21 protein-coding genes and 3 tRNA genes are annotated in these 23,629 nt (G+C 35.1%); all 24 read left to right on the top strand.

The window, feature by feature from the left end:
* Positions 1 to 68 precede the first annotated feature (68 nt).
* The 24 genes from MWH30_RS07500 (at position 69) to MWH30_RS07385 (ending at position 23,444) form a co-directional block, all read left to right on the top strand.
* On the top strand, positions 69 to 647 hold the full coding sequence (locus MWH30_RS07500) for a DUF501 domain-containing protein (RefSeq protein ID WP_248663446.1): 579 nt from the start codon (positions 69 to 71) through the stop codon (positions 645 to 647).
* Positions 625 to 1,530: a Ppx/GppA phosphatase family protein gene (locus MWH30_RS07495; protein ID WP_248663445.1), complete on the top strand. Its 906-nt coding sequence runs from the start codon at positions 625 to 627 to the stop codon at positions 1,528 to 1,530. Before MWH30_RS07500 ends, MWH30_RS07495 begins: the two co-directional genes overlap by 23 nt.
* Positions 1,531 to 1,656: 126 nt before the next feature.
* Positions 1,657 to 1,746 (top strand) — tRNA-Leu (locus MWH30_RS07490).
* Positions 1,747 to 1,858: 112 nt separating this feature from the next.
* Positions 1,859 to 1,935: transfer RNA gene (locus tag MWH30_RS07485), tRNA-Met, on the top strand.
* A gap of 30 nt (positions 1,936 to 1,965) precedes the next feature.
* Positions 1,966 to 2,042 (top strand) — tRNA-Met (locus MWH30_RS07480).
* A gap of 194 nt (positions 2,043 to 2,236) precedes the next feature.
* Positions 2,237 to 4,684, top strand: a complete 2,448-nt coding sequence (gene spoIIE / locus MWH30_RS07475; RefSeq protein ID WP_248663444.1) for a stage II sporulation protein E — start codon at positions 2,237 to 2,239, stop codon at positions 4,682 to 4,684.
* A gap of 66 nt (positions 4,685 to 4,750) precedes the next feature.
* Positions 4,751 to 6,163 (top strand): tRNA lysidine(34) synthetase TilS, encoded by a 1,413-nt coding sequence (gene tilS, locus MWH30_RS07470; RefSeq protein ID WP_248663443.1) that lies wholly within the window; start codon positions 4,751 to 4,753, stop codon positions 6,161 to 6,163.
* A gap of 22 nt (positions 6,164 to 6,185) precedes the next feature.
* A complete protein-coding gene (hpt, locus tag MWH30_RS07465; protein ID WP_248663442.1) occupies positions 6,186 to 6,737 on the top strand; it encodes a hypoxanthine phosphoribosyltransferase in 552 nt (183 codons plus the stop codon).
* 103 nt (positions 6,738 to 6,840) lie between these two features.
* Entirely contained in the window at positions 6,841 to 8,772 is a 1,932-nt protein-coding gene (gene ftsH, locus MWH30_RS07460; protein WP_248663441.1) for an ATP-dependent zinc metalloprotease FtsH, read from the top strand.
* 566 nt (positions 8,773 to 9,338) lie between these two features.
* Complete coding sequence (locus MWH30_RS07455) at positions 9,339 to 11,018, top strand: formate--tetrahydrofolate ligase (protein WP_248663440.1); 1,680 nt, start codon at positions 9,339 to 9,341, stop codon at positions 11,016 to 11,018.
* A gap of 218 nt (positions 11,019 to 11,236) precedes the next feature.
* Positions 11,237 to 12,130: a Rossmann-like and DUF2520 domain-containing protein gene (locus MWH30_RS07450; RefSeq protein ID WP_248663465.1), complete on the top strand. Its 894-nt coding sequence runs from the start codon at positions 11,237 to 11,239 to the stop codon at positions 12,128 to 12,130.
* A gap of 6 nt (positions 12,131 to 12,136) precedes the next feature.
* Positions 12,137 to 12,943: a 3-methyl-2-oxobutanoate hydroxymethyltransferase gene (panB, locus tag MWH30_RS07445; protein WP_248663439.1), complete on the top strand. Its 807-nt coding sequence runs from the start codon at positions 12,137 to 12,139 to the stop codon at positions 12,941 to 12,943.
* Positions 12,944 to 12,965: 22 nt separating this feature from the next.
* Positions 12,966 to 13,823, top strand: coding sequence for a pantoate--beta-alanine ligase (panC, locus tag MWH30_RS07440; protein ID WP_248663438.1), 858 nt, complete (start codon positions 12,966 to 12,968; stop codon positions 13,821 to 13,823).
* The gene (gene panD / locus MWH30_RS07435) at positions 13,817 to 14,179 is read left to right on the top strand and encodes an aspartate 1-decarboxylase (RefSeq protein ID WP_248663437.1); all 363 of its coding nucleotides are present in this window, start codon (positions 13,817 to 13,819) and stop codon (positions 14,177 to 14,179) included. Before panC ends, panD begins: the two co-directional genes overlap by 7 nt.
* Positions 14,180 to 14,820: 641 nt before the next feature.
* Entirely contained in the window at positions 14,821 to 15,816 is a 996-nt protein-coding gene (locus tag MWH30_RS07430) for a biotin--[acetyl-CoA-carboxylase] ligase (RefSeq protein ID WP_248663436.1), read from the top strand.
* A gap of 11 nt (positions 15,817 to 15,827) precedes the next feature.
* Complete coding sequence (locus MWH30_RS07425; protein ID WP_248663435.1) at positions 15,828 to 16,352, top strand: biotin transporter BioY; 525 nt, start codon at positions 15,828 to 15,830, stop codon at positions 16,350 to 16,352.
* Positions 16,353 to 16,380: 28 nt separating this feature from the next.
* Positions 16,381 to 17,145: a type III pantothenate kinase gene (locus MWH30_RS07420; RefSeq protein WP_248663434.1), complete on the top strand. Its 765-nt coding sequence runs from the start codon at positions 16,381 to 16,383 to the stop codon at positions 17,143 to 17,145.
* A 17-nt stretch (positions 17,146 to 17,162) separates the two neighbouring features.
* Positions 17,163 to 18,131: a tRNA dihydrouridine synthase DusB gene (dusB, locus tag MWH30_RS07415; RefSeq protein ID WP_248663433.1), complete on the top strand. Its 969-nt coding sequence runs from the start codon at positions 17,163 to 17,165 to the stop codon at positions 18,129 to 18,131.
* A gap of 162 nt (positions 18,132 to 18,293) precedes the next feature.
* Positions 18,294 to 19,199 (top strand): DUF8754 domain-containing protein, encoded by a 906-nt coding sequence (locus MWH30_RS07410; protein WP_248663432.1) that lies wholly within the window; start codon positions 18,294 to 18,296, stop codon positions 19,197 to 19,199.
* A gap of 48 nt (positions 19,200 to 19,247) precedes the next feature.
* Complete coding sequence (locus tag MWH30_RS07405; protein WP_248663431.1) at positions 19,248 to 20,324, top strand: shikimate dehydrogenase; 1,077 nt, start codon at positions 19,248 to 19,250, stop codon at positions 20,322 to 20,324.
* Positions 20,325 to 20,487: 163 nt separating this feature from the next.
* Complete coding sequence (greA, locus tag MWH30_RS07400; protein ID WP_248663430.1) at positions 20,488 to 20,961, top strand: transcription elongation factor GreA; 474 nt, start codon at positions 20,488 to 20,490, stop codon at positions 20,959 to 20,961.
* 31 nt (positions 20,962 to 20,992) lie between these two features.
* A complete protein-coding gene (lysS, locus tag MWH30_RS07395) occupies positions 20,993 to 22,471 on the top strand; it encodes a lysine--tRNA ligase (protein WP_248663429.1) in 1,479 nt (492 codons plus the stop codon).
* Positions 22,472 to 22,549: 78 nt separating this feature from the next.
* A complete protein-coding gene (locus MWH30_RS07390; RefSeq protein ID WP_248663428.1) occupies positions 22,550 to 22,822 on the top strand; it encodes a metal-sensitive transcriptional regulator in 273 nt (90 codons plus the stop codon).
* Between the two features lie 13 nt (positions 22,823 to 22,835).
* Entirely contained in the window at positions 22,836 to 23,444 is a 609-nt protein-coding gene (locus MWH30_RS07385; RefSeq protein WP_248663427.1) for a class I SAM-dependent methyltransferase, read from the top strand.
* Positions 23,445 to 23,629 lie beyond the last annotated feature (185 nt).

Raw genomic sequence — 23,629 nt, 5'->3', positions numbered from 1 at the left:
AGAGTGATATTGAACATTTTAAACACCCTCTAATTAATTAGAGGGTGTTTATTTATGAGGGGGAAAGTATGAAAAAAGAAGTTGAAGCTGAAGAAATGGAGATAATTATTGAACAACTCGGAAGAACTCCTCGGAACTTACTTAGAGTTGAAAAGTACTGTGCCTATGGTTATCCAGAAGTATTAACTACCTATCCCTTGTTAGTTAAGCAAGGAGATTACGGAGTTTTTCCTACTACTTATTGGTTAAGTTGTCCTAAACTAGTCAATGAGATTTCAAAGTTAGAAGCTGTAGGACAGGTTAAAAAAATTCAATCTATAATAAATAATAACCCTCAGCAGTTTGCTCAGTTGAAGACTGCTTATCAAAACTATGCTCAAGCTAGAGTGGATTTATTGACTGAGGAGGATTTAAAAAGGCTACCCCAGGAAAATCCTGAGCTTTGGCGAGTTATTTCTGAGTCAGGAGTGGGAGGAATTATGAACGAAGAAGGGATTAAGTGCTTGCATACTCATTATGCTGATTTTTTAGTTAATGGGGTTAATCCAGTAGGGGAGATAGTAGCTAAACTATTAAATGAAAAGTTTAACGAAGAATGTAAATCAAAATGTGGGAGTGAAAAGGATGAACAGAGCGGCAGCAATTGATATTGGCACTAATTCAACTCGATTACTTATCGGTGAATTAAATAAAACAGGAAAAATAACCCCTTTAGCTAGTGAGCTACAAATAACCCGTTTAGGAGCTAAGGTTGATCAAACAGGTCGCTTAAATCAAGCGTCTATACAGCGAACTATAGAAGCTTTAGCTAAATATAAGTCCTTATTAGAGCAGTATCAAGTGAGAGAAGTAAGAGTAGTTGCTACTAGTGCTGCTAGAGATGTTAGTAACCAAGCAGAATTTATTAATAAGGTTAAAGAAAGAACAGGTTTGAAAGTAGAGATAATTACTGGAACTGAAGAAGCCCGACTTTCTTATTTAGGAGTAATTAAAAGTCTCTCCGAATTACTTGCTACTGATAATCTAGTATTGGATATTGGTGGGGGGAGTACGGAGTTTATTTTTGGTTCTTCGCAAAGAATTGAAGATAAATTTAGTCTTAATGTAGGAGCAGTAAGAATGACCGAGCAGAGTAAGGTTATAAGTGAAAGAGAAAAGCTAATTAAGAAAACTTTATTGCCGCAAATCAGGAAATTAACAGGGAAAGTTAAAGCTTTATTCGGAGTAGGAGGTACTATTACTACTTTAGCAGCAATTGAGCGACAATTAGTTACTTATGATCCTCAAAAAGTACATGGATATCTACTTAAATTAACAACGATCGAGAGAATATTTTCTGATTTAGCAGCAAAGACTATTGAAGAAAGAAAAGAAGTTATTGGTTTGCAGCCTAAAAGAGCCGATATCATTGTAGCCGGAGTACAGATTTTATTATTAATAATGGAAGTATTGGAGTTAACAGAAATTATAGTTAGTGAGGCTGATATTTTAGAGGGTATTATTTATGATTGCTGTAAAGGTGAGAATTAAGAAGCAATCTGCAGTTTAATGTATTTAATTTGAGATGAGAGTTTTTAATCGCTACATTTGGAGATTGACCCTTGAGAAAATCTATACTATAATATGTCTTGTCGTCAGTAATGGTAAACTTTAATTGCCGGGGTGGCGGAATTGGCAGACGCATCGGACTTAAAATCCGATGGGTCCTTAGTACCCGTGTCGGTTCGAATCCGACCCCCGGCACCATTTTTCAAGAGCAGAGGATATAGTATAAAGGATAGAGGATAGATTAAAATTCAAGAACTTTATGATTGTAAAGATTTTGAACTTATTTATCATTTATTATCTGAACTTATAGCGCGGGGTAGAGCAGTATGGTAGCTCGTCGGGCTCATAACCCGGAGGCCACTGGTTCGAATCCAGTCCCCGCAACCAAAAATTTAAATAGATAGTTAATTATAATGTGGCGGTGTAGCTCAACTGGCTAGAGCATACGGTTCATACCCGTAGTGTTCGGGGTTCAAGTCCCTGCACCGCCACCATTTTTATGCCTATTTATTTACATTTTTTTACATAAAACACCCTTGAGTAAGGGGTGTTTTTGTATTTTGGAATAAAATGTAAATATTTTTAGAACGACTATCTAAAAAAAACGACAAACTTTCTCGGTCAAAGAATGTATAATAACTCTTGTAAGCAATTTAAATAGTTGCTAACTATCACAGGAGGGATTATATTGATTGAATCTGATTTATCTAGCTATCAGAGAATGAAAGAAAAGGCTGGGAAATTATTAAGATTAAAAAATAGGTTTAAAGAGTTAATATTGGGAATTGATGTGTTGCATATTGTTTATACTATAGTAGGTTTAATAATTGGACGAGCTTTTTTATCCAGTGAATTATTACCTTTTGGTTTATCATTTATAGCTTTAATTCTTTATCAATATCTCTGTAGAAGTGAAAAATTGAGTAGAGTAGTCTTATTTGTGTTTAGTATTTATTTAGGTTATTATAATATTTTGGGTTTTAGCTGGTCTTTAGGCAAATATTTTTTATCCGGTTTGATATTTGCTTCTTTAGCAATATATTTTTTTGAATATAAAGAAGGAATTTCCAAATTGAAATTTTCCATTTTAAATGGTGGAGTTCTGTTAATGATTGAAGTTATAGGCTTAGTTTTAGCTGCTCGTTTTTTACATGAAGATTTATTATCATTATTAGGGGCTATATTAGTAATGATCTTAACTTTTATTTTAGTGAAAGGCTTATCTCCTTTATTTTATGTAGAGCATAAAGACAGTTTAGCTGATATTAATATTTTAGCTTTATTAACTACTTTGGCTGTTTTGAATATCGGCTTACCTAATATTGAAGTAGGGGTTATTAATCTGCCGCGGGTTTTTAGTAGTTTAGTAGTAATGCTAATTGCTTTATTAGGTGGAGGGGCGGTAGCTACCGTTGCGGGAGCAGTAATAGGTTTAGTTTATAGTATTTCTAATCTTTATGTAGTAGAAGTAACAGGGCTTTATGCTTTGGCTGGTTTAATTGGAGGTCATTTTAATAGGGAAGGTAAGTTAGGAGTAATAGTTGGATTTTTTCTAACTGCTTTGATGTATACTGTACTTTTGGTTGAAATTAATGATATTAATGCTATTTTAGCTGAGAGTTTATTAGCTGGTGGTGTCTTGCTTTTAATTCCAGCCTTCGCTATAGATTCCCTGGGCTTTTTAGTGCCGGACTTAGTAATTAGTGCTCAAACTGAGCAGAGAAATAAACTTTCTCAACAGGTTATTCAGAAAGTTAATAGAGTAAGAGGTGTGTTTATGGAGATAGTAGATACCTTTGAAAAACAACCTACAGCTAAGCAAGGAAGAGCTGAAAATAGTAGTTTAGATGAATTACTTAACATAGTAGCTAATCAAGTTTGTTTAAAATGTGAGCTATATAATATTTGTTGGGAGCAGAAATTTTTCGAAACTTATCAATCTTGCTTAGAAATACTATCTAGGGCTGAAAAGAAGGGCCAGATTAAAGCTAGAAGGCTGAATGAAATTATGGAGGGAGACTGTAAGTTCCCGAGAAAGTTAAGTGAGAAGGTGAATAGATTTTTAGAAAAGTATGAAATAAATAATTTTTGGCATAAAAAATTAAAAGATAGTCAAGAAATAATTAGTAATCAAGTAATTGGCTTAGTAGAGCTTTTAGAAAAGTTAGCTACTGATTTAGAAGTGGAAATTAATTTAGATAATAATTTGAAAAAGGTAGTACAGAGTGAGCTAGAGGCTTATGGGATCTTTATTGAAGAATTGACTGTGCTTGAAAAAGAACAGGAAGAAATGGAATTTATTTTAAACAAGAGAACTTGTGCTGGAGAAAAGGAATGTACTAGCAAAGTTCTTCCTACTTTAAATAAAATTTTGAAGCAAAAGTTTAGAATAAAGTGGAGTAAATGTGGGGCTAGTCTAGGGGAGGAGAACTGTTTACTTAAGATAGCATCTGCTGTTAAGTATCAGGTGCAAGTTGGGGTTGCTCAAACTTCACCTGAACAAGAAGAAGTCTCAGGAGATGATTATAAAGTAGTAAATGTCAATAACAAAGAAGAGGTTGCAATTTTAAGTGACGGTATGGGAATTGGAAAGAGAGCTGCTTTGGAAAGTCAAAGTGCAGTTGATCTTTTAGAAAAATTAATTGCAACTGGATTTGATAAAGAATTAGCAATTAAGATAGTTAATTCTGCTTTATTATTGAGATCTAGTGAAGAAGTATTTGCTACTGTTGATATAAGTGCAATTGATCGCTATACAGGTCAGGCTGACTTTATAAAGATTGGCTCTGCCCCAACATTTATTAAGCGAAATAATAGAGAGATTGAAGTGATTAAAGGCACTTCTTTGCCGATAGGTATTATAGATAACATAGATATAAAGTTAAATAGACAGTTATCCTTGGAAGCGGGGAATATGGTAGTGATGTTAACTGATGGAGTAATTGATTCGCAGTGGGGAGAGGTTAAACAGGAAACATGGATGAAGAGGTTATTGAAAAATTGCTTAATTAATGATCCCCAATCATTAGCTGATTATATATTGGAGCAGGCTTTGGATTCTAAGACTGAAATTAATGATGATATGACTGTTTTAACCATAAAATTAACTGCTTATCCTCAGAAATCGCTTGATTAAGGAAGGAGCTAAAATATCTTTGTCGAAATAAATATTTTGATGAGAATCTAGTTAGGAGAATTAGCAATGGATTTAATAGAACGGGTTAGAGGTTGTATCGATAAATATGGCTTATTAGCAAGTGGAGATAAGGTTATAGTTAGTGTTTCCGGGGGCCCGGATTCTTTGACTTTATTACATCTTTTATGGCGCTTGCGTTTTGATTATGATTTGCAGTTACATGTTTTTCATTTAGACCATATGTTTAGAGGCCAGGAATCGGCAGCTGATGCTGAGTTTGTAGTTGAATTTGCTGCTAAGTTAGAGGTACCAGTAACTATTAAAGAGTATGATGTTGCTGAGTATATTAACTCGAAAAAAGGACTTTCTAAACAGGCAGCCGCTCGTGAAATTCGTTATCGTTTTTGTTTAGAATTAGCTGAGCAGTTGGAAGCAGATAAAATAGCTATTGGTCAACATGCCGATGATCAAGCAGAAACGGTATTGATTAATTTTTTGCGGGGAGCTGGCCTAACAGGCTTGAGTGGGATAGCTCCGCTTAGAAATGATAAATTTATTCGTCCTTTATTGGAGGTCTGGCGGGTGGATATCGAGAAATACTGTTCTAAGCATGATCTTAATCCTAGGCTAGACAGTTCTAACTTGGAAGCTATTTATCTGCGTAATAAAGTAAGATTAGAGTTATTACCTTATTTAGAGCGGGAGTTTAATAGCTCTATTAAAGAATCTTTAAATAGAATGGCTAAGCTATTTAGAGAAGAGGAGGACTTTTTAGAGAAGCATGCTGCTACTAAGTATACTCAGTCTTTGCTTATTGATAAGTCCGAAAGAATAGATTTGGATTTAGAGACTTTGCAATCATTAGACTTGGCTATTTTGAGAAGAGTGATCAGGCAAGCTATAAAAGAGTTTACTGGGGATAAGAAGGATTATTATTTTCAACATATTGAACAGATTATAGAATTAATTAAAGAAGGAATTACAGGTAGCTTGTTGCAATTACCTCAAGGATTAAGAGTTAAAAGAATATATAAAACTTTAAGACTTACGTGGCAAGAAAGACTTAAGCAGGATATAAAAGAGTTTGAAACTGTGTTTACTGTACCGGGCCAGTATACAGTAACTGAATTAGGAGTTAAGATAAGCTTTAACTTTGAATTAGCTATTTTTTTCAATAAAAAAAGATTAACTAAAGATTCAAAGAAGCTATTTTTAGATGCTAGCTTAATTGGAGAGCAGGTTATAGTGAGAAATCGAAGAGCTGGTGATCGCTTTTGTCCTTTAGGAATGGAAGGGACTAAAAAGATTAAAGATTTTTTTATTGATGAGAAGATTGCTCAAGAAGTCAGGGATAAAGTTCCCATTTTTACTACTTTAAAAGGGGTTATATTTGCAGTAGGTGATTTTAGAATTGAGGATAGCTTTAAAGTTACTGAAAAAACAGAAGAAATTTTAGTTTTAGAAGTTGAATATATCTAATTAATTTAAGGAGGAACTAATTTTGCGGGCAGATTTAAAAGAAAAAGTAGATAGAGTTCTAATTACAGAAGAAGAAATCAAGAAGCGAGTTAAAAAGTTAGGAGCTCAGATTACAGCTGATTATAGCTTAGATGACGATATTGTAATGGTGGGTATTCTCAGAGGAGCAGTTATGTTTATGTCTGATCTAGCTCGTTGTGTAGATTTGCCAGTAACTTTAGATTTTATGGATGTTTCTAGCTATGATGGGACTAAAAGTTCTGGAATAGTAAGAATTATTAAGGATTTAGAGGAGAATATTGCAGGTAGACATATCTTAATTGTAGAAGATATAATAGATACAGGCTTAACCTTAAGGCATGTAGTTAGCTTTTTGGAAACTAGGAATCCGGCTAGTATTAAGATCTGTACTTTATTAGATAAGCCTGAACGTAGAAAAGAGAAAAAAGTTGAAGTAGATTATAATGGTTTTGAAATTCCGGATGAGTTTGTAGTTGGTTATGGTTTAGATTATCAAGAAAAATTCAGGAATTTGCCTTATATTTTTGTTTTAAAAGAGGAGTTTTATGAATAAGATAGTAATTAAAGTTGATTAATCTTATTTCTTGCTAATCCAATTCATTTGTGGTATAATAACTAATCGTAATAAATCCTATATGTAGGGAGGGGATTATTTATTGAATAAGTTTTCGAAAAACATCGGCTTTTACTTGATAATAATTGCTATTTCATTTTTGATAGCCCAGTATTTTATAACTCCTACTCCAGTTGAAGAAGATTTCAGTTACAGTGAGTTTATTCAATTAATAGAAACTGAACAGATTGAAGAGGTTACTATTGTAGGAGAAAATATAATTGAAGGAGAAACTATTGATGGTAAGGAGTTTGAAATAAATATTCCTGGTACTATTGAAAAAATAGAGCAAACTTTACAAGATAATAATATAGTTATTAATACTGAGCCGGCACCTGAACCACCCTGGTGGGCCAGTATTTTAGGATATTTATTTCCAGTTATCTTAATTTTAGGTTTTTGGTTCTTTATTATGAAAAGGATGCAAGGTGGAGGAAATAAGGTAATGTCCTTTGGTAAGAGTAAAGCCCGTCGCCATGATGAAGAAGGTAAAAAACGGGTGACCTTTGATGATGTAGCTAATTATGAAGAGGTTAAGGAAGAACTGAGGGAAGTTGTAGAGTTTTTGAAAAGTCCAGAAAAGTTCAGTAAACTAGGAGCAGAGATACCCAAAGGGATTTTATTGGTGGGGCCTCCTGGAACTGGTAAAACCTTAATGGCTAGAGCTGTAGCTGGAGAAGCAGGTGTTCCTTTCTTTATTATTAGTGGTTCAGACTTTGTAGAAATGTTTGTAGGAGTTGGTGCTTCTAGGGTAAGAGATCTATTTGAACAAGGGAAAGAGAATGCTCCCTGCATTATTTTTGTAGATGAATTAGATGCTGTAGGTAGACAGAGAGGTGCTGGAGTTGGAGGAGGGCACGATGAACGAGAACAGACTTTAAATCAGCTGTTAGTAGAGATGGATGGCTTTGAACCTAACGAAGGAATTATTTTAATGGCTGCTACTAATAGGCCTGATGTCTTAGATCCCGCTTTATTGAGACCAGGTCGTTTTGATAGACAGGTTATAGTGGATAAGCCTGACTTTAAGGGGCGTAGAGGTGTTCTCAAGATTCATGTTCAAAATAAACCTATTGCTAATGATGTTGATTTAGATATAGTTGCCAAACGAACTCCTGGCTTTACCGGAGCTGATATGGAGAATTTAGCTAATGAAGCTGCTATATTAGCTGCTAGAAGAGATAAACGACAGATAAGTATGTTGGAATTTGATGATGCTATTGACCGAGTAATTGCAGGCCCACAGAAAAAGAGTCGTTTAATAAGTGATAAAGAAAAGGATATAGTTTCCTATCATGAAACAGGTCATGCGCTTTTGGGTGAACTTTTAGAGCATGCTGACCCAACTCATAAAGTATCGATTATTCCTCGAGGTAGGGCTGGAGGCTTTACTATTAATTTGCCTGAAGCTGATAAAAACTATGTTACTAAGTCGGAGTTAACTGATAAAATAACTGCTTTACTGGGAGGTAGGGTAGCTGAAGAGATATTTTTAAACGATATCAGTACAGGGGCTCAAAATGATCTAGAAAGAGCTACTAAGATTGCTCGAAGTATGGTTACAGAGTACGGTATGAGCGATGAGATTGGTCCTTTAACTTTAGGACAAAAGAATGGAGATCAGGTCTTTTTAGGCAGAGATATTTCTAGAAGTAAAAATTATAGTGAAGAAGTAGCTGCCTTAATAGACGAAGAAGTTAAGGACTTTATTGATTCTGCTTATAATAAAGCAAGGGAAATCTTGAATGAAAACAAGGAAATGGTTGAAGCAATGGTAGCAGAATTGAAAGAGAAAGAAACCTTAGTATCAGATGATATTAATAAGATTATTGCTGAATATAAGGAAGATTACGAATATGAACCTGCTGAAGAAGCGAACTCAAAAACAGAAAGTAAAGAAGAAGAGTCGCGAGGATCTAATTTAGATTTAGAGGCAAATCCTGAGATTAATATTAACTTAAAAAATAATAATTAGTATTATTTTTATAAAGAGGCTAGCTCAAGCTAGCCTCTTTAGTAGCTTTAATTACGTTTAAAAGGTTGATTTTAATTTTTTTCTTAATTTTTTTAAATATAAAGAAGGACTTTTGAAATTTATAGCGTAATATATTATATAGCTGTTAAATTAATAGCATATAAGAATTGATTAGAAAATAAACATATTATTATTAAATTGAGTTAATAAGATAGTTATTTACTAAATTATGCATACATAACTAAAAGTATATATTGATAAAATAAACGGTGATGGATAACAATATCTTTTTTAGATTACCAAACTTACCTTTATATTAATGTATTAAAGGTAAGTTTTTAATGAGATTTAAATTGTAGTATTTTATTAATAAATTAGGTATGTTAATAAAGGGGGCGATAGCAAGGTAGTAGCTGATAAGACTATTATTAAAAAATAAGGGTGTTTAAGGAGTTTAGTTGGGTGCAGATTAAGTTCTGAATATTCAGAATTAAAAGAAGTTTTATTAAAAGTAATTTATTTTTAAATTACTTTAAACTAAAAAACGAAAGGTGAGTGATTAATTAATGAAGTCAGATATTGAAATTGCACAGGAGGCAGAACTAAAACACATTACGGAGATTGCTGAACAGCTGGGGTTAAGTGAAGACGAGATTGAAATGTATGGAGACAATAAAGCTAAGGTTAAGTATGAAGCTTATAAGAAGAGAATGAGCAATGATGATAGTAAGTTAATTCTAGTAACTGCTATTACTCCTACACCTGCTGGTGAAGGTAAAACTACTACAAGTGTTGGTGTAACACAAGCTCTAAATCAACTAGGTCATAAGACTACAGTTGCTCTTAGAGAGCCATCTCTAGGACCTTGTATGGGAGTTAAAGGTGGTGCTGCCGGTGGAGGTATGTCACAGGTTGTACCTATGGAAGATATTAACCTACACTTTACTGGAGACGTTCACGCAGTTGGTGTAGCTCATAACTTGCTTTCTACAGCTATTGATAACCATATCAAGCAAGGTAACGACTTAGGACTTGATCCTAAAGAGGTAGTATTCCAAAGAGTTGTTGATATGAATGATCGTGCGCTAAGAGAAGTTATTGTAGGAGTTGGAGGACCTAACGGTCAGGTTAGAGAAGATGGCTTTATGATTACTGTTGCTTCTGAGGTAATGGCTATTCTTTGTCTATCTGAAGGAATCGAAGACTTAAAAGAGAAGTTAGGAAATATCATTATTGGTTATACTTTCGAAGGAGATCCTGTACAAGCTAAAGAATTAAATGTACACGGAGCTATGGCTGCGCTACTTAAGGATGCAATTCAGCCTAACCTAGTACAGACTTTAGAAAATACTCCAGCATTTATTCACGGAGGACCATTTGCTAATATCGCTCACGGTTGTAACAGTGTTGCAGCTACTAAGTTAGCAATGAAGACTTCTGATATTACAGTTACTGAAGCTGGTTTCGGTGCTGACCTAGGTGCTGAGAAGTTCTTAGATATTAAGTGTCGTTATGCTGACTTAAAGCCGAATGCAGTAATTATTGTTGCTACTGCTAGAGCATTGAAGATGCACGGTGGATTAGATAATGCTAGCTTAGAAGAGTTAGGAGAAGAGAACGTTGAAGCAGTAGAACAAGGATTTGAAAACCTAGCTAAGCATATTGAGAATATTACTGAAGAGTTTAATCTACCTGCAGTAGTTGCTATCAATAGATTCCCAACTGATACTGAAGCAGAGCTAGACAAGATTAGAGAGCTTTGCGAAGAAAAAGGAGTTAGAGTTGCTCTATCTGAAATCTGGGCCAAAGGTGGCGAAGGTGGAGAAGAGCTAGCTAATAAAGTATTAGAAGCTATGGATGAAGGTAATGAAGATTTCGATCAGCTATATCCATTAGATATGCCAATTGAAGAGAAGATCGAAACAATTTGTACTAGAATCTATGGTGCTGATGGTGTAAACTTCACTGATGAAGCTAAAGCACAGATTGAGAACTTAACAGAGAAAGGCTTTGACGATATGCCGATCTGTATGGCTAAGACTCAATCTTCTATCTCTGATGATGCTACTAAGAAAGGTCGACCAACAGACTTTGAAGTTACAGTTAGAGAAGTAAATGTCTCTGCTGGAGCTGGTTTCTTGGTTGCTTTAACTGGTGCAGTAATGACTATGCCTGGTTTACCAGCCGTACCATCTGCTGAAGAGATTGATGTAGATGAAGACGGTAATATCACTGGGTTATTCTAAATAAAGACTTATTGTTTATTAACCTGTGGCCTCATTTGAGGTCACAGGTTTTATAATTAAATATTAATTAGCTTTTATCGCTGGGATCCTAATTAGGACTTAGACGGTTAGAGGCTAAGTAAGAATCGATTAGGCTATTTTAGGTCTAATTAGCTTGCTTATGTCTAATATTTATCCTCTTTGACCGTTATCGGCAGGAGGATTTTTTTAATTTGGAGGTGTTAATTTTGGGTAAGCAGCAAGTAGTTATCATTGGGGCTGGGGCTGTAGGGCAGAGCTTTGCTTATTTATTAGCTGAAAATGATTATTCTATTTTGGGCTTTGTGAGCAGATCTCTATCGTCTGCTCAAGCAGGTGTGGAACTGTTAGGGGGAGGGATTGCTACTACAGAATACGATGACTTCATTAAAGAGGCTGATTTGATTTTAATTACTACTCCCGACCAAGTTATTGAGGGGGTAGCTCAGAAACTATTCGCTAATCAGCTAGTGAATAAAGGTAGCTGTTTGATTCACTTTAGTGGGGCCCAGACTGCAGATATCTTAACTTCAGCAGCAGAAGCAAGTTTGGATTATGGAAGGCTCTCTTTACATCCGTTGCAGTCTATAGCAGATATTGAAGCTGGAATTAAGAAGTTACCTGAATCATTCTTTACAATTGAAGGTAATGATTTAGGACGTAAAGTTGGTCAAAATATTATCCAGAGTTTGGGAGCAGACTATGAAGTGATCTCTGCTGAAGCTAAACCTCTTTACCATGCAGCAGCCTGTGTAACTTCTAATTACTTAGTAGCTATTATGGATTTAGCACTTAAGATGAACGAAAAAGTAGGTATTTCTAGAGAACAGGCTTTGAAAGCTTTAATGCCTTTAGCGGAAGGGACTTTGGCAAATATAAAAAAAATGGGTTCAACTGAAGCTCTTACTGGCCCTATTTCAAGAGGTGATATAGAAATTATTGAGAGCCATCTTGAAAGCTTTAAAGAACTTCTGCCAGAAGAAAGAGAGTTATATCAGGTGTTAGGAACTTATACTACTGAAATTGCTCAGCAGAAGAGTAGTATTAATCAACAAGAGTTTTTGGCTTTGCAACGAATTTTAAAGGAGGAGTGAATAAAGATGACAAAGGAGCAAGTAACTACAACTCTGTTAACAGAGAAGAAAGAGCAAGGGAAAAAGATAACTATGTTAACTGCCTATGATTATCCAACGGCCAAGTTGATCGATGAGGCTGAGATTGATATAATTTTAGTTGGTGATTCTTTGGGAATGGTGGTTTTAGGTTATGAAGATACTTTACAAGTAACAGTTGAAGATATGATTCACCATGCTCAGGCTGTTACTAGAGCTGCTAGCAGATCTTTAGTAGTTGTTGATATGCCTTTTATGTCCTATAAAATTAGTCAGATTGCAAAGACAGTAGAAAATGCTGGTCGAATTATTAAAGAGAGTAGGGCCCAAGCAGTTAAAGTAGAAGGTGGTCAGGAAGTAGTAGCTGAAATTAAAGCTATTATTAAAGCGGGAATTCCAGTAATGGGCCATCTAGGTTTAACCCCCCAAGCTATTAATCAATTAGGTGGATTTAAAGTGCAGGGCAAGGAAGAAGAGGCAGCTAGAGAGTTGATTGAAGATGCTAAAGCTTTGGAAGCAGCAGGGGTTTTCGCTATAGTTCTGGAGTGTATACCTAGTGAAGTAGCTCAGAGAATAACAGCTGAAGTGAAAGTTCCTACTATAGGGATTGGAGCAGGAAAGGACTGTGACGGTCAGGTTTTAGTTAATCAAGATTTATTAGGTATTTATGATAAGTTTACGCCTAAGTTTGTCAGAAAATATGCTAATCTCAATCAAGAGATCAGTGCTGCTCTTAAAAAGTTTAAAGAAGATGTTGAGCAAGGAGACTTTCCTAGTCCAGAAGAAAGCTTTTAATGAATCGATTGGAGGTAGAGTAATGGAAGTATGTCGTCAGATTAATGAAGTAAGAGAATTTGTAAAGGAGCAAAAAAGAGAGGGGCAGGAAGTAGGCTTTGTACCTACAATGGGCTATCTTCACCAAGGACATTTGAGCTTGATGAAAGAAGCTAGAAAGGATAATGATATAGTTGTAGTAAGCATCTTTGTTAATCCTACCCAGTTTGAACCTGATGAGGACTATGAAGAGTATCCTCGAGATTTAGAGAGAGACTTAAAATTAGCTGCGGAAGTGGGGGTTGATTTAGTATTTGCACCGGAGGTTGAGGAAGTCTACTCCACTCAGTCGCTGACTACAGTTCAAGTAGCAGATTTAAGTGATAGGTTATGTGGAGAGTCAAGACCTAATCACTTTACAGGGGTCTGTACTATAGTAAGCAAGCTGTTCAATATAGTGGGCCCAGATCGAGCTTATTTTGGTCAAAAAGATGCTCAGCAGGTGTTAATTATTAAACGATTAGTTAAAGATTTAAATTTTGAGATAGAAATAGTGACAGTGCCTATAGCTAGAGAAAAAGACGGTTTAGCTATTAGTTCTCGTAATAAGTATTTGAATGAAAGTGAAAGAGAAGCTGCTTTAGTTCTCTATAATTCATTGCAATTAGCTAAAAAACTTATCATAGCAGGTGAAAAAAATGCAGAAATTATTAAAACGAAAATAGTCGAAAGGATCAAGGGAGAGCCTTTGGCGGAGCTTGATTATGTAGAAATTGTTGATCAAAATACTTTAGCTTCCTTATCAGAAGTGAAGAATAAAGTATTGATCGCTTTAGCAGTTTATATTGGTCAGACTAGATTGATAGATAATATAATGCTGGAGGTAGAGACAGAATGTTAAGAATGATGCATAAAGCGAAGATTCATAAAGCTACAGTAACTGAGGCTAATCTCAACTATGTAGGTAGTATTACTATTGATGAAAAGTTATTAGAAGCAGCTGATATACTGCCTAATGAAAGAGTACAGGTGGTTAATAATCATAATGGAGCTCGATTAGAGACCTATGTAATTCCAGGTGAAAGAGGTTCAGGAGTTATCTGCCTCAATGGAGCAGCAGCTAGAAAGGCTCAAGTGGGTGATGAAATAATTATTATTTCTTATGCTTTAATGGATAATGAAGAGGTTAAGGCTTTGGAGCCTAAGGTGGTTTTGGTTGATCAAGATAATCAAATAATTGAGCAAGATTTGAACTAATATTATTTATAAAGTTAATAGTGTATAGTTAATAATTGAAGTTCAGAGCTGAATTTCATCACCATAATATTGTTATATTATTGAAGTCAAGTTCAAAGACAAATCTGACACAGATTGCACAGATAGACGCAGATTTAACACAGATAAGTTCAAGAGATTAAAAGCTATTGGATACAGACTAAAATCTGACTAAGTTCTGACTAGACCTTAAAACATAAAATTATAATTAAGCTTGAACTAAAGCTTTAGGTTTTATTCAGCCCAAGACTACTTCTTCAAGGATTAATATCCTTTCAGGGCGCGTGTTGATTGGTGCTCATTCGTGGTTTCAAAAGTTTTAATGTTTTTTAAGGTTTTATGTTTTAGTCAGATTTTGTCAGAACTTAGTCACCCCAAGGGCACTTCCTACGGGGCGCTGCGTCTAATTGTCTTTGAACTTTATTTCTTGATCTTAATCTATCCTTTATCATTTATCATCTATCCTCTGAAACATTAGAACGATATTGTTTTGTTTTTAAAACTTGAACTTAATTATTTAATTAGCCATCATTGTTACCTAAATATATTTCAAGGTTGACAAAGTGTTGGAAATTATATATAATTTAATCGTGCTAAAAAATTAGATAAGTGCAGGTGAAAACATGAAAGAAACTTCAGAGCGAAAGCAAAAGGTTTTACAAATCTTATATGAGACTGAAGCAGACTATGTATCTGGAGAGGAATTAAGTAATAAGCTGGATGTTTCTCGGACTACTATTTGGAAGTATATTCAGTCTTTGCGAGAACAAGGCTATTTAATTGATTCCTCTTCTCGCTTAGGTTATTCCTTGGTTAAAGCTCCTGATATTCTATCGCCTGAGGAAATAAAAAAAGATTTAGAAACTGAAATTTTAGGTCAAGAAGTCATTTACTATGAAAAAGTAGAGTCTACTAATAAGATAGCTATAGCTGAAGCTAAAGAGGGGGCTGTTGAAGGTGCTATTGTGATAGCTGGCGAGCAAACAGCAGGCAAAGGGAGATTAGGCCGTAGCTTTTTTTGTCCTCCCGGAGGAATTTGGTTTTCAGTAATTTTAAGACCGAATTTGAGACCTGATTTTGTTGCTCAGTTGAACTTTATTGGGGTGATAGCTTTAGCTAAGACTATAGATAAGTTAACTGATTTAAAGCCTGGAATTAAGTGGCCTAATGATATTTTAGTTAATGGGCGTAAGGTGAGTGGGATTTTAACGGAACTAAGTGCAGAAGTTGATCAGATTAATTACTTAGTAATGGGAATTGGGATTAATTTAAATATTGACTTAGATCAGTTTCCAGCTGATCTAGTTAATAAGGCAAGCTCTGTGCAAAGGGAGTTGGGAGAAAGGGTATCGAAGTTGGAGTTCTTTTTAAGCTTAATTACTGAGTTAGAATTGGCTTATTTTAAGTTTCAAGAACAGGGATTTATAAGTATTATTGAAGACTGGAAAGAGTATAATCTTACTTTAGGGCAGGAGGTGCAGGTTGATAACGGCAGAGAAGTTTTAGTAGGCAAAGCCGTAGATATTGATTCCACAGGAGCTTTATTAATTAAATTAGCTGATGGTAGAGTAAAAAAAGTAGTAGCTGGAGATGTAACTTTAGAAAAAGAGTATACTTAGGGGGTAAGAGAATGAAATTAACAGTCAAAGAAATGGTCGTAGTATCTTTATTTGCAGCCTTAACAGGAGTAGGTTCGTTATTAGCAATTCCAATAGGAACTACTCCAATAACTTTACAGGTGTTTTTCACCTTAACTGCTGGAGCTTTGTTAGGAGCTAAGTTAGGGGCTTTAAGCCAGGTGCTTTATCTGTTATTAGGAGCTGTAGGGGTGCCGGTTTATGCTGGTGGTACAGCCGGAATAGCTTATTTAGTAGGGCCCACAGCCGGGTTTTTATTTTCATTTCCTTTAGCTGCTTATTTAGCGGGTAGTCTAGTAGAAGAAAAAAGAAGTTTAGACTTCAAATCAGTTTTCAAGTCTATGTTATTGGCTTTAGCTTTAATTTATCTTTTAGGAGTTATTGGTTTGATGATTGTTACTGGAATGGGAATTAAGGCTGCTATTATATCTGGAGTTTTACCTTTTATAATTCCTGATATTATTAAGATTATTGCGGGTTCCTATTTGACTTTACGGCTTAAAAATATAAGTTATTAGAAATAGAATATTCAAAGGAGTAGAGAAAATGATTTTAGCAATCGATGTAGGTAATACTAATACTGTATTAGGAGTGTTTGCAGAGCAGGAATTAATAGTTGATTGGAGATTAACTACTGAAAGGCAGAAGATGGCCGATGAATACGGGATGTTATTTTTTGATCTATTCAACTATAATGAACTACAGGTTGAAGATATTGATAGAGTTATTATTTCTTGTGTAGTACCACCAGTGGTTAATGCTTTGGAGGAGATGGCTGTTAAGTATTTTGGGGTGGAACCGATGATTGTAGGGCCCGGTTTAAAAACAGGAATTAATATTGAAATGGATAATCCTAAAGAGGTAGGAGCCGATAGAATAGTAAATGCTGTAGCTGCTCATAAACTTTATGGAGGGCCTTTGATTATTGTCGACTTTGGTACTGCTACTACTTTTTGCTTGGTTTCGGCTCAAGGTGACTATTTAGGCGGAATTATTGCTCCTGGAATTAATATTTCTTTGGAGGCTTTATCTACTTATGCTGCTAAGCTGCCTAAGGTGGAGATGAGCAAGCCACAGAGTATTGTAGGCAAAAATACTGTGGATAGTTTGCAGTCGGGAGTAATTTATGGAGCGATAGGTCAGGTAGATGGGATAGTAAGTAGAATCAAGGAAGAGCTTGCACAAGAAGCTCAAGTAGTTGCCACTGGTGGTTTAGCTGAGTTAATTAGCTATGATTCTGAAGAAATTGATATAGTTAATCCTTTATTAACTTTAGAGGGGTTAGAGATGATAGCGGAACTAAATAGTTAAGTGGAGGTAATGGATTAATGGAAATTGGTAACGTTAAGTTAGATAACCCAGTAATTTTAGCACCTATGGCTGGAGTAACAGATCTTCCTTATCGACAGTTAGTTAAGGAGATGGGCTGTGCTTTGGTCTGTATGGAGATGGTAAGTGCTAAAGGCTTGGTTTATGGCAGTAGGCGAACTAAAGAAATGTTAACTATTAATCCTCAAGAGAGACCTGTTTCTTTACAGTTATTTGGTAGAGATCCAGAAATAATGGCAGAAGCTGTAAAAATAGTTGAGGAGTATCAGCCGGATATTATAGATTTGAATCTGGGCTGTCCGGCCCGTAAAATAGTTAAGAACGGGGCAGGATCAGCATTAATGAAGGAACCGCAGCGAGTAGCCGAAATCATATCAGCTTTAGTGGAGACAGCTAGCAGACCGGTTACAGTTAAAATGAGAAAAGGTTGGGATGAAGACAGTGTCAATGCTGTAGAGATTGCTTTGATTGCTCAAAAGCAGGGAGCGCAGGCGGTAGCAGTTCACGGCAGGACAAGAGAAGAGTTTTATAAAGGAGAGGCAGATTGGAGTATTATCAAAGAAGTTAGTCAGGAGTTGAGTATTCCAGTAATAGGCAATGGAGATATATTTAAGCCTCAAGATGCTAAGCAGATGTTAATGGAGACCGGTTGCAATGGAATAATGATTGGTCGGGGTGCTCAAGGAAACCCTTGGCTTTTCAAGAGAGTTATTCATTACTTAGTAGAGGATGAGTTGTTAGCTGCACCTACTGCTCAAGAGAAGCTTAAAATGCTTATTAAACATCTGCGGTCTATAGTGAAATATAAAGGCGAAGACGTAGGAGTTCGACAAATGAGAAAGCATATAGCCTGGTATGTTAAAGGGTTACCTAACTGTACTGAAGTTAAAAGGCAGGCGAATAATGCTCAAAGTCAAAAAGAGATGGAAAGAATATTATTCGAATATGCTGAAAAACTGAAAAAATGAGAAAAGTAATTGCTTAAGCCTAATGCAGATAATCTGTATTAGGCTTATTCTTTATTAAGGGAACTATAACTTGATGAACTTATTGCTGTTTATGATTAAACTGGTATTAAATTTCTATTAATTACACATATTAAGAGCGAAGAAAGAGCAGGAGTTGAAAAAATGAAGAGAGTAGTAAGCGTCAGCTTAGGTTCATCTACTAGAGATTATTCAGTAGAGCTTGAAGTATTAGGAGAGAAGTTTAGTTTAGAGCGACTTGGAACCGATGGTAGCTTGAAAAAAGCTAAAAAGATGTTAATGGAACTGGATGGAGAAGTAGCTGCTCTAGGATTAGGGGGGATAGATCTTTATATTCGTTCTCAAGTTAAAAAGTATAAATTAAGAGAAGCAGCTAAGCTAATTAGTGATGTTGAAGAAACTCCCGTAGTTGATGGTAGTGGTTTGAAAATTTCTTTAGAAAAAAGAGTTATTAAGAGTTTAGAAAAGGACTATCAGTTAAATCTAAAAGGGAAAAATGTACTATTAACTAGTGCTGCTGATAGATTAGGGATGGCTAATGCCTTCGAAGAGTTGGACTGTAATCTTTGCTATGGTGACTTAATCTTTGCTTTTGCTTTGCCTTTACCAATTAAGTCAGCAGCAAAAATGGAAGTACTGATTAGGTTATTAGCTCCTCTAGTGAAGCTTTTACCTATTAAGACTATTTATCCTACTGGAGCTGAACAAGAAACTACAGGAAATAAGAAGTTTGCAAGCTATTATCAATGGGCTGATGTGATCGCGGGGGACTTTCATTTAATTAAAAAGTATTTACCTCTGGATTTAACGGATAAAACGGTGATTACTAATACTATAACCTCTGCTGAAGTGAAGTTATTAAAGGAAAGAGGGGTTAGTACTTTAGTAACTACTACTCCTGAGTTTAGAGGCAGATCTTTTGGAACTAATCTTTTAGAAGCCTTGTTAGTTGCTATACTGGATAAGTCTTTAGCTGAAATTAGAACTAAGGATTACTTAAAGATATTTGATAAACTAGATTTTCAGCCTAGAGTTGAAGCTTTAGAGTAAAGATAGAGGCTATTTATAGAGTAATTATATGTTATAGGAGGGGTTTCTTTGCATAAGTTTGGCTTTATTGTTCATCCTTTGCATTTGCAGGATTTAGCACGCAAGTTTTCTTTTAGTTCTTGGATTCCAGACGTTATTTTGGAGAAAGTTCTTAGATATCTACCCCCAATTAATCTTTCCCGCTTAACAGGATTAAGATCTCAACAAGGAGTTGAAGCTGAAGGTTACTTTGTAGCTTGTACTCTAACTTCAAAGCAGATACTGACTTTGCCTCAAGATAAAGTTTTAAAACAAATAGTAAGTGCTGCTAAAAAAGCAATAGATTTAGGGGCAGAAATTATAGGCTTAGGAGCTTATACCTCTATTGTAGGTCAAGCAGGAGTTGAAGTAGCTAAGCAGTTAGAAGTGCCAGTAACTACCGGTAATAGCTATACTGTAGCTACTGCTTTAGAAGCTGTTAAATTAGCTGCTCAAAAATTGGACTTAAAATTGAGTGAAAGCAACTTAGCGATAATTGGAGCTACCGGTTCGATTGGTAAGGCCTGTAGTAAACTATTAGCTTCCGAAGTGGAAAGTTTAACTTTAGCGGCTAGAAATGAAGTTAAGTTAAAAAGATTAATTAATTACTTAACAGAAAACATCTTTAGTAGTACAGAATTGGGCTATTCTACAGATATTAATAGCTTGCTTCCCCAAGCGGATATTGTAATTACTGTTTCCAGCTCTGTAGATGCTTTAGTTCAAGCTCAATATTTAAAGCCAGGCGCTATAGTCTGTGATATAGCTAGACCGAGGGATGTAGCACAGCAGGTAAGTGAAGTTCGAGAAGATGTGCTAGTTATTGAAGGTGGTTTAGTAGCTCCGCCGGGCCCGGTAAAGCTTAACTTTGATTTTGGTTTGCCACCTGGGAGTGTCTATGCTTGTATGGCTGAAACTATGATTTTGGCTTTAGAAAATAAGTATGAAAATTATACTTTGGGTAGAGATATCTCTTTGCGGAAAATACAAGAGATTAAAAGATTAGGAGAAAAGCACGGCTTTAGTTTAGCTGGACTTCGTAATTTAAAGCGACCGGTTAAGGAAGAAGACTTTAAGCAAGTAAAAGAGGCTGCTTTACTAACTTGACAAAGATAAAACATTAGCTTATAATTGATTACTAATAGTTAATATAAAAATAGTGTCAAGAAATATTTCTTGACACTATTTTATATTTTTGTCATAATTAAATGGGAATCTTTGTTTAAGTTAGGTAAATCAAATTAAATTTAATAAGAAGGGGTTAGTTTTTATGAGTGAAAAAGTTATTTTGACTAAAGAAGGACTAAAAAATTTAGAAGAAGAGTTAGAATATCTAAGGAGTAATAAACGTAAAGAAGTGGCTAAGCGGATTAAGCAGGCTTTAGAATTTGGAGATATTAGTGAAAATTCAGAATATGATGATGCTAAAAATGAACAGGCCTTTGTAGAAGGTAGAATTAAAGAAATTGAGAGAATGTTAAAAAATGCTGAAGTAATTAACGAAGATGAAGTTAAAACCACAGAAGTTAATATAGGGACTATAGTTACTATTAAGGATTTAGAAACTGAAGAGGAAAACACTTATAAATTAGTAGGTACTACTGAAGCTGATCCGTTAAATAGTAAAATTTCAAATGCTTCTCCAGTAGGGAAAGCCTTAATTGGTCATAAAGTAGGAGAAGTGGTAGAAGTAGAAGCTCCAGTAGGTAAAATTAAATATAAAATTCTAGGTATTAAAAAGTAAATAAGCAGTTTAAATTGGGGGTTAATAATTAATGTCTGAAGAAGAATTGAATGAACTGAATGAGTTGAGAAAAGAGAGAAGAAAGAAGTTGAAGGAGCTCAAAGAAAAAGGGATTCCAGCTTATAGTGAAAAGTACGAGAGAAGTCACCAAGTTCAAGAAATTTTAAATAACTTTGCTGACTTCGATGAAGATACAACTATTAGCTTAGCTGGAAGGTTAATGGCTGTCAGAAGCCATGGTAAGGCTAGTTTTGCTGACTTAGCAGATATGTCAGCTGAAATTCAGTTATATGCTAAAGAGGATGATTTAGGAGTAGAGCTTTATGAACTTTTTGCTTCTTTGGATATTGGAGATCATATTGGAGTAGAAGGGACTCTTTTTAAGACTAGGCGAGGTGAGATTACCTTATGGATTGAGGATTTTAGGTTATTAGCTAAATCTTTACGTCCTTTACCTGAAAAATGGCACGGCTTAACTGATGTTGAACTAAGGTATAGACAAAGGTATGTAGACTTAATAGTCAATCCTGAAGTTAAAGAAACCTTTATTACTAGAAGTAAAATTATTCATAGTATGCGCAGTTATTTGGAAGAGGAAGATTTTTTGGAAGTAGAAACTCCTTTAATGCATACTATTGCTGGTGGAGCAGCAGCTAGACCTTTTGTGACTCATCATAATGCTTTGGATATGGAGCTTTATTTGCGAATAGCACCGGAGTTATACTTGAAAAGATTAATTGTAGGTGGCTTTGAAAAGGTTTTTGAAATTGGCAAGAACCTTAGAAATGAAGGCATTTCTACTAAACATAATCCCGAGTTTACTTCGCTAGAGCTTTATCAGGCCTATGCTGACTATGAAGACATGATTGAGATTACTGAAAATATTATTGTCCAGATTGCTGAAGAAGTTTTAGGAAATTTGGAGATTGAATATCAAGGAGAAAAGATTGATTTATCTCCTTCCTGGAAGCGAATGACTATGTTGGAAGCTATTGAAGAAGAGGTAGGAGTAGACTTTAGTGAAGTTGATGATTTGGCTGCGGCTAAAGAGTTAGCTGCTGAATATAAGTTAGAGCTTGAAGAAGAGGATTCTGTAGGTAAAATTATTAATAGCTTTTTTGAAGCGTTTGTGGAGGAGAAGTTAATTGAGCCTACTTTTATTATTGATTATCCATTAGCGGTTTCTCCTTTAGCTAAACGTAAAGAAGATGATGAGGATTTTACAGAGCGTTTTGAACTGTTTATAGCTGGAAATGAAATTGCTAATGCTTTTTCTGAGCTCAATGATCCATTAGATCAAAAAGAGAGATTTGAAAAGCAGATGCAGCAGCGGGAAGCTGGTGATGATGAAGCGCATATGATGGATGAGGACTTTATTAGAGCCTTAGAGTATGGTATGCCTCCGGCCGGAGGATTAGGAATAGGAATTGATAGATTAATTATGTTGCTGACTGATTCTAGTTCTATCAGAGATGTGATTTTATTTCCACATATGAGGCCTGAAAAATAGTTAGAAAAATGTATTTAGATCATGGGTTGAAGCCTATGGTCTAAATATATAACTTTAAATTAGAAGGTGATCAGTTTGATGAAAGAGGAAAAGATGAAAAAAGATTTGCTTAACAGGCTGAAGACTTTAAAGGGTCATATCGGCGGAATTGAAAAGATGATTGAGGAAGAAAAAGAATGTTTAGATATTCTGGTTCAAATATCGGCTATTAAGTCTTCAATAAATAAGATTGGTTTAGCAATTATCGAAAACCATGCTTATGAATGTATTATTTCTTCTATTGAAGAGGATAATAGTGTAGAGGATACTATTAAAGAAACTTTAGAGATAATGGCTAAGTTTAATAAGTAGGTGATGATAAAATATGTTGGAATTAACTGAAGAAAGAGTAATTCCTAAAAAAATGAATCCTGAAAATGGATTATTGATTGAACATCAAGCTAGATATAGATTTGCTAGCCAGTACTGCCAAGGTAGAGTTTTGGATATTGCTTGTGGAGTTGGCTATGGGACAGAGATGTTATTAGCTTTAGGGGAAGGAATTAAAGAGATAGTAGGGGTCGATGTAGAGGCTGAAGTAATAGATTATGCTCGCCAGCATTATTTGCATCCCTGGATTACTTTTAAAGTAGGTGATGCTAAGGATAAAAGCTTAGTTGATGAGATTGGCAGGTTTGATACCATAGTTAGCTTAGAAACAATAGAACATATAAAAGATGATTATGCTTTTATTGATAACTTAATTAGACTGTTAAAGGAGGAGGGGAGATTGATAATTTCTACTCCTTTTGGTAATGGTAGAAAAGAGCCTTGTGCTAATCCTTATCATTATCGTCAGTATCGCGAGGAAGAGTTTCGACAATTACTAACTCCTTTTTCAAAAGTAGAAATGCATTATCAAATCAATGATAGAATCGAAGTTGCTAAAAAGGATCAAAAGTATTATTTAATGGTAGCTGTTTGTCAGAGGTAGTAGTTAATTTGGATTGGCTATATTTCTTGACAAGTTATTATAAATGTGTTAAAATAACTATTACCATTTAAAGGGAAGAAGATTGATTTATAAATAAAAAGATTTTTTTCTTGACAAGGTTTAGATTATATGTTAGACTGTTAAATGTCGCCTGAAAGAAAGAGGCCTTTTGTGCCTCGCCGAAA

Origin of the sequence: Fuchsiella alkaliacetigena (assembly GCF_023227765.1) — a bacterium.
GTDB lineage: Bacteria > Bacillota > Halanaerobiia > Halobacteroidales > Acetohalobiaceae > Fuchsiella > Fuchsiella alkaliacetigena.
The sequence above is the reverse complement of the archived record's forward strand: the minus strand, read 5'-3'. Positions and strand labels throughout refer to the sequence as shown.

What these genes read in the sequence shown, in the direction of transcription:
- MWH30_RS07500 (WP_248663446.1), top strand. Translation starts at nt 69, where the DNA reads ATGAAAAAAGAAGTTGAAGCTGAAGAAATGGAGATAATTATTGAACAA.
- MWH30_RS07495 (WP_248663445.1), top strand. Translation starts at nt 625, where the DNA reads ATGAACAGAGCGGCAGCAATTGATATTGGCACTAATTCAACTCGATTA.
- tilS (WP_248663443.1), top strand. Translation starts at nt 4,751, where the DNA reads ATGGATTTAATAGAACGGGTTAGAGGTTGTATCGATAAATATGGCTTA.
- MWH30_RS07455 (WP_248663440.1), top strand. Translation starts at nt 9,339, where the DNA reads ATGAAGTCAGATATTGAAATTGCACAGGAGGCAGAACTAAAACACATT.
- panB (WP_248663439.1), top strand. Translation starts at nt 12,137, where the DNA reads ATGACAAAGGAGCAAGTAACTACAACTCTGTTAACAGAGAAGAAAGAG.
- panC (WP_248663438.1), top strand. Translation starts at nt 12,966, where the DNA reads ATGGAAGTATGTCGTCAGATTAATGAAGTAAGAGAATTTGTAAAGGAG.
- panD (WP_248663437.1), top strand. Translation starts at nt 13,817, where the DNA reads ATGTTAAGAATGATGCATAAAGCGAAGATTCATAAAGCTACAGTAACT.
- MWH30_RS07430 (WP_248663436.1), top strand. Translation starts at nt 14,821, where the DNA reads ATGAAAGAAACTTCAGAGCGAAAGCAAAAGGTTTTACAAATCTTATAT.
- MWH30_RS07425 (WP_248663435.1), top strand. Translation starts at nt 15,828, where the DNA reads ATGAAATTAACAGTCAAAGAAATGGTCGTAGTATCTTTATTTGCAGCC.
- MWH30_RS07420 (WP_248663434.1), top strand. Translation starts at nt 16,381, where the DNA reads ATGATTTTAGCAATCGATGTAGGTAATACTAATACTGTATTAGGAGTG.
- dusB (WP_248663433.1), top strand. Translation starts at nt 17,163, where the DNA reads ATGGAAATTGGTAACGTTAAGTTAGATAACCCAGTAATTTTAGCACCT.
- MWH30_RS07410 (WP_248663432.1), top strand. Translation starts at nt 18,294, where the DNA reads ATGAAGAGAGTAGTAAGCGTCAGCTTAGGTTCATCTACTAGAGATTAT.
- greA (WP_248663430.1), top strand. Translation starts at nt 20,488, where the DNA reads ATGAGTGAAAAAGTTATTTTGACTAAAGAAGGACTAAAAAATTTAGAA.
- lysS (WP_248663429.1), top strand. Translation starts at nt 20,993, where the DNA reads ATGTCTGAAGAAGAATTGAATGAACTGAATGAGTTGAGAAAAGAGAGA.
- MWH30_RS07390 (WP_248663428.1), top strand. Translation starts at nt 22,550, where the DNA reads ATGAAAGAGGAAAAGATGAAAAAAGATTTGCTTAACAGGCTGAAGACT.
- MWH30_RS07385 (WP_248663427.1), top strand. Translation starts at nt 22,836, where the DNA reads ATGTTGGAATTAACTGAAGAAAGAGTAATTCCTAAAAAAATGAATCCT.